This is a genomic window from Lysinibacillus sp. NPDC093688, assembly GCF_050280145.1.
Classification (GTDB): Bacteria; Bacillota; Bacilli; order Bacillales_A; family Planococcaceae; genus Lysinibacillus; species Lysinibacillus xylanilyticus_B.
On sequence record NZ_JBNNUX010000066.1, the window covers coordinates 5,668 to 10,443 of the forward strand.

The following is a 4,776-nucleotide window of genomic DNA, read 5'->3' on the forward strand; positions in this document are numbered from 1 at the left end:
TCCGTCGTACTATTTGAAGCATCAGTAACAATTACTGCATTTCGTTCTTTGCCTTTATTTGTTGCGATTACATGTGGTTCTGTCGTACTATTTGAAGCATCAGTAACAATAACTGCATTTCGTTCTTTGCCTTCTTTCAGCGTTGGTGGCTCTTGGCCAGTTGCCGCAAAGACGGTCATACCTCCAATGACTAATGTACACGCTAATACTGTTCCCAAAACCGACTTTTTCTTTAAGGTCATAATGGACACTATCCTTTCTTCAATCCCGTTTTTACTAAAATGATTACAAAGCGGCGTAACCGTATAGGTTTCATCTGCCATATTGATGAGAGATAGTGCATATGCTGACTTTGCCTTATCTCCAAACTGTCTAATAACCCTTTCGTCGCAAGACAATTCAATGTCTCTGTTTACTAAAAAATACATAAACCAAACTAATGGATTAAACCAATGCAAAGCTACCATAATCGTTAAAATTACTTTCCACAAAACGTCAAAGCGTTTAATATGAATTAATTCATGCGTGAGAATAAACTGAATACTTGTAGCGTCTTCCCAATTTGTTGATTTCGGCAATAAGATGACTGGTTTAAAGATTCCATATGTTAACGGGGTTTTAATTCTATCTGATACTGCAATTTGAATAGTTCTTTTTAACTTATGATCGTTTAGCCATTGATTTAGATACTCATTATTCTTCACTGGGATGGCTGTTTGAAATTCTTTATAAAATCTAACATAGGCCACTATAAAGAATAGCAAAACCCCGATACCCCCACATGCCCAAATGTACTGAACGAAATCGCTTGTCATCACAAGCAAAAGCTGGTGATAGAACGTGTTTGATGTTTGTGCGATTTCGATTGTATTGTGTATACTTTCCGAATCATTTGAGTAAGTGAGCGTAACAAATAAGTTTTTCAGCATAGGCTGTATGCTCAACTTTGAATAAAAAGAGTAGGGGATGAGTAGTTTAAATGCAACGATTCCCCAAAGAATTAAAAATGTTTGCTTTGGCACTTTATTTCTTACTAACATCCTCATCAATATCACAATGATGAGGAGGAGAGATGCGTCTACACTCATGTTGAGGATACTCATATCATAATTCCTCATTCAAGAGCTTTAACAATTTGCTTTAATTTATCGATCTCACTCGCGGACATTTTTTTCTTGTCTAGTAGGGATGCGAATAGTAAAGTTTTAGAACCATTAAATATTTTATCAATCAATTCCGTCGTTTCTTGTTCTTGTATCTGTTCTTTTCTGATGATTGGATGACAGATAAAGTTAGGTTCAATTCTTTCAATGGCCTCTTTTTTTATACATTTTTTTATGACGGTATAGGTGGTATTTTTATTCCAACCTATTCGTTCGTTTAACATTTGTGAGAGCTGTTTAGCTGTCAAATCGCCTTCTTCCCATAAAATATTCATGACTTGTAATTCCGAATCAAACAATTTAACTTGCATACGCGCATGCTCCTTTTCTTAAGTGGACTATTGCAATAGTTTGCCACACACTAATACTACTGCGATAGTCTGTGTTTGTCAAGACTATTGAGATAGTCTGTTGAAGAGAATCCATTTTAAGGGCATAATTATACGGATAAATTAACCTTTGCATATTCAATTATCATTGCTTTAGTTTTTGATAAAACGCCAAAAAGAGAAATGGCAATAATTAATATAAGAACTTTTTTCATAAGAAAACACCTCATATTAGTGTTCTCTATAACTGACTGTTTATTCCACTAAACTCCCTCTATAAACATTGATGTATCAACGGTTTTCACCACTTCGTGATGAAGAAAAAATATTTTTTCTCTTGATTTATAAACAGTATTTTTAATTTATAGTTATAATTTACAATCTGAGTATACGCTTCGCTAAAACTAATGGAAATCATTAGCTTTTTAATCCACTATGTGATGCACAATGGATCTCTGCGATACTTATGACGACGTACCCTCCCATGTCTCTTAGCGTCATTTGCGCTTATGTCGGTAAGTTATCATCTAGTTCTTTCGAGCGTCTTACGTGCCTTGGATTCACCATGACAAGTGGGATTCCGTAGTGATCTAAGAAATAGGCTAAGTTCATCCAGTAGTGGCCTGTAGGCTCAATCCCTATTATTACTTCAGTTTTCTTAGCTTCCTTCATCGTTTGAAGAATCTTTTCATACAGATTTTCGAAGCCTTCTTTCGATTGATGTACCGCAAAAGCTTTTTCTATTACTCGCCCACGTTCATCGACAAAGCATGCGTAATGAATATGCTTGGCAATATCCATGCCGACAACGAGTGTATTTTCAGTAACTTGATTAATTTTATTATTCCATTTAAAATGCATAAAGGAGTCCTCCTTGTTTGATGATGGGTCAATGGTCGTTGACACTCATGCATCATACTAGAGGGCTCCTTTTCTTTCAAGACCTCGAACATCCTTCAAACAGGAATGCTGCACCGTTAGTTCAATAAAGAAAAAAAGAGCTGCATATGCAACTCAATGATCTTCAAGTAAAGCACCCCGTTACTTTAAGTGAAGAAGTTCACAAAACTTAATTAGGGTTACTAAAAACCCAGATTTTGAACTCGTCACTCTGTTCTTGTAAATTCCAACCTGTTTTATAATAATATTCATTAAAATCGGAATCAGTCGGACATAGTGCAACAATAGGTAAATCATTTATCGTTTTAAACATCTTTTTTAACAACCCTTGACCACGATAAACCTCGCTTATCGCAAATTGATACAAAGAAATTTTGTTTTGTGTTTTTTTTCGGTAAAACCGAAATGCCCCCACTACTTGACCTTCTACTGTTGCCACTATCATTTGCTTTCTTCTTATGGCTGCTTTAACTCCAAGAGGACATAAAAACTCTTCAGAATAGACAGCACTGTTATTGCGTTCTAAATTTTCATTGAAGAACGATACAACTTCAGATATATGAGCTGGATTTGCTAAGGCTATCTGCATATTTCTCCTCCCTTAACATTTTTTAAGATAAAAGAGATTTATATATTTCTCCTATAATACCTTCCATTTGATGAACACCTAATTCTGCATTCGTCATTATGACCGCACCTTTCTCTAAATACGGAAACGCCACCATCATACATTGAAAACCCACTCCCCAACCAAGTGATGTAATTTCTATTTCTTTTTCTGAGCCTTCAAGAAACACACCTAATCCAGCCCAACTTTTACCTCTTTGTGAGGTTATCATTTCTTTTGCTAAACTTTCCGAAATACCAACCTTGCTTTCTCCCTTTACAGCATTCATTAACTCAAGAACTAATTCAGCTAAATTAAGAGAAGTTGTCCATAATCCAGAAGCCGCTGGATAAGGATATATAGGATATTTCCCATCTACTAATTCACCGTTTTTGTTGTGACCACAAGAAAAATTTTGTCTATCCACTTCCAACATTGTTGTATTGAATTGGCTATTTGCCATTCCTAATGGTTCAAATATTTGCTCATTCATAACTTTATGAAACGGTTTTTCAGTAACATCTTCTATCAATTGCTGAATGATACAAAAACCCGCATCCGAATAATGGAATTCACTTTCTGGTTCACACTTGACGTCAATAGGAGTTTTACAATATGGAGTTTGCCCCTCTAATAATTCAACCATCGAAGGAATCCCTATTTTCGAATTCAGTTCATAATAACTACCTTCAGGGTCTTTAATTCCAGATTGATGACTTAGTAAGTTCCTTAATGTCACTTTTTTATTTTTAGTAAAATCATTTTCTGGTACTTTCCACGATACAAGACTTTCATTCACATCATCATCTAAATCAATAAGTCCTTCCTCTACTAGCTTCATAGCAAGTATTCCTGTTAAGAACTTGCTAATTGAACACGCACTAAAAATAGAATTTTCATTCACTTTTCTATCGCTTTCCACTTCTAATAAGCCGTAATTTTCTGTTCCACTAATTTCACCACCCTCAAGCAATGTGATACTTAGACCTTGTACATTATAATGTTTCATTCGTTCTTCAATGTGGATGTTCTCTAATTTCACAATTATCCCCCTTGTCAGTATAATCAGATAAATTATAACACGAACGTACGGTCCCTTATATCTATTTGTAAAATAAATTTATATTCAACTAAACTGCTTCGTTAGTACAATAAGAAAAAAAGAGCTGTCTAAAACAGCTCTTTGATCTTCAAGGAAAGCACCCCGTTAGCCATTAATCACTAAAATCCTAAATACTCCATTTATCAGAGAATCCTTCTTGCACTAATCTGCTCCGTTAGTTGAGTAAGACAAGATAAAACAACAATCGTTACGAACAAAATCATAAAAAATAGACCAAACATATTATATATAAAATATGTTTGATCTATTTATTTACATACGTTCGAAGGTTGTCACCCTAAGATAACAATGCAATCGCACTTTTTTCATATATAGCTCTTAATAGCTTGTATAAATTCATAGATAAAATATCCGGCAAATCCAATTAGTAATACGCCCGCTACCATTGTAAGCGACTTAATGACCTTACGACTCATCGCTTTACGGGTAACCGAAATAATGGCCATCAAGCTTATATCATGTAACAATATGCCACTCAGAACCCCTGCAGCAATCACTAAAAAATTCGCTGACTCCCCTTGCCCATATGATTTGGCTAGTACAACACCGAAAACATTTACCGATACGAAAAACATATACATTTCTTAAAAAATGTAGACATCTCAACTGTGACACAACTTATATCTTTCGATTTTCGTTTTGTGTCTTCCTTAT

General features: G+C 34.9%; 5 protein-coding genes and 1 pseudogene. All 6 read right to left on the bottom strand.

The window, feature by feature from the left end; translation table 11 throughout:
• On the bottom strand, positions 1–1,040 hold a 1,040-nt coding region (locus tag ACQKN2_RS24210), incomplete at its 3' end, for a M56 family metallopeptidase (RefSeq protein ID WP_427417201.1).
• 74 nt (positions 1,041–1,114) lie between these two features.
• Positions 1,115–1,474 carry a BlaI/MecI/CopY family transcriptional regulator gene (locus ACQKN2_RS24215; protein ID WP_427417202.1) on the bottom strand — a complete coding sequence of 120 codons (360 nt, stop codon included), beginning with the start codon at positions 1,472–1,474 and terminating at the stop codon, positions 1,115–1,117.
• 528 nt (positions 1,475–2,002) lie between these two features.
• Positions 2,003–2,353: pseudogene (locus tag ACQKN2_RS24220) on the bottom strand (IS110 family transposase); the annotation flags it as partial.
• Positions 2,354–2,561: 208 nt separating this feature from the next.
• On the bottom strand, positions 2,562–2,981 hold the full coding sequence (locus tag ACQKN2_RS24225) for an N-acetyltransferase family protein (protein WP_427417203.1): 420 nt from the start codon (positions 2,979–2,981) through the stop codon (positions 2,562–2,564).
• A gap of 22 nt (positions 2,982–3,003) precedes the next feature.
• Positions 3,004–4,041 (bottom strand): serine hydrolase domain-containing protein, encoded by a 1,038-nt coding sequence (locus tag ACQKN2_RS24230; RefSeq protein WP_427417204.1) that lies wholly within the window; start codon positions 4,039–4,041, stop codon positions 3,004–3,006.
• Positions 4,042–4,427: 386 nt separating this feature from the next.
• Positions 4,428–4,697, bottom strand: a complete 270-nt coding sequence (locus tag ACQKN2_RS24235; RefSeq protein ID WP_427417205.1) for a LysE family transporter — start codon at positions 4,695–4,697, stop codon at positions 4,428–4,430.
• Between the last annotated feature and the right edge of the window lie 79 nt (positions 4,698–4,776).

Bases quoted from the DNA above. Each gene is read 5' to 3' on its own strand.
- ACQKN2_RS24225 (WP_427417203.1), bottom strand. From the start codon at position 2,981: ATGCAGATAGCCTTAGCAAATCCAGCTCATATATCTGAAGTTGTATCG.
- ACQKN2_RS24215 (WP_427417202.1), bottom strand. From the start codon at position 1,474: ATGCAAGTTAAATTGTTTGATTCGGAATTACAAGTCATGAATATTTTA.
- ACQKN2_RS24235 (WP_427417205.1), bottom strand. From the start codon at position 4,697: ATGTTTTTCGTATCGGTAAATGTTTTCGGTGTTGTACTAGCCAAATCA.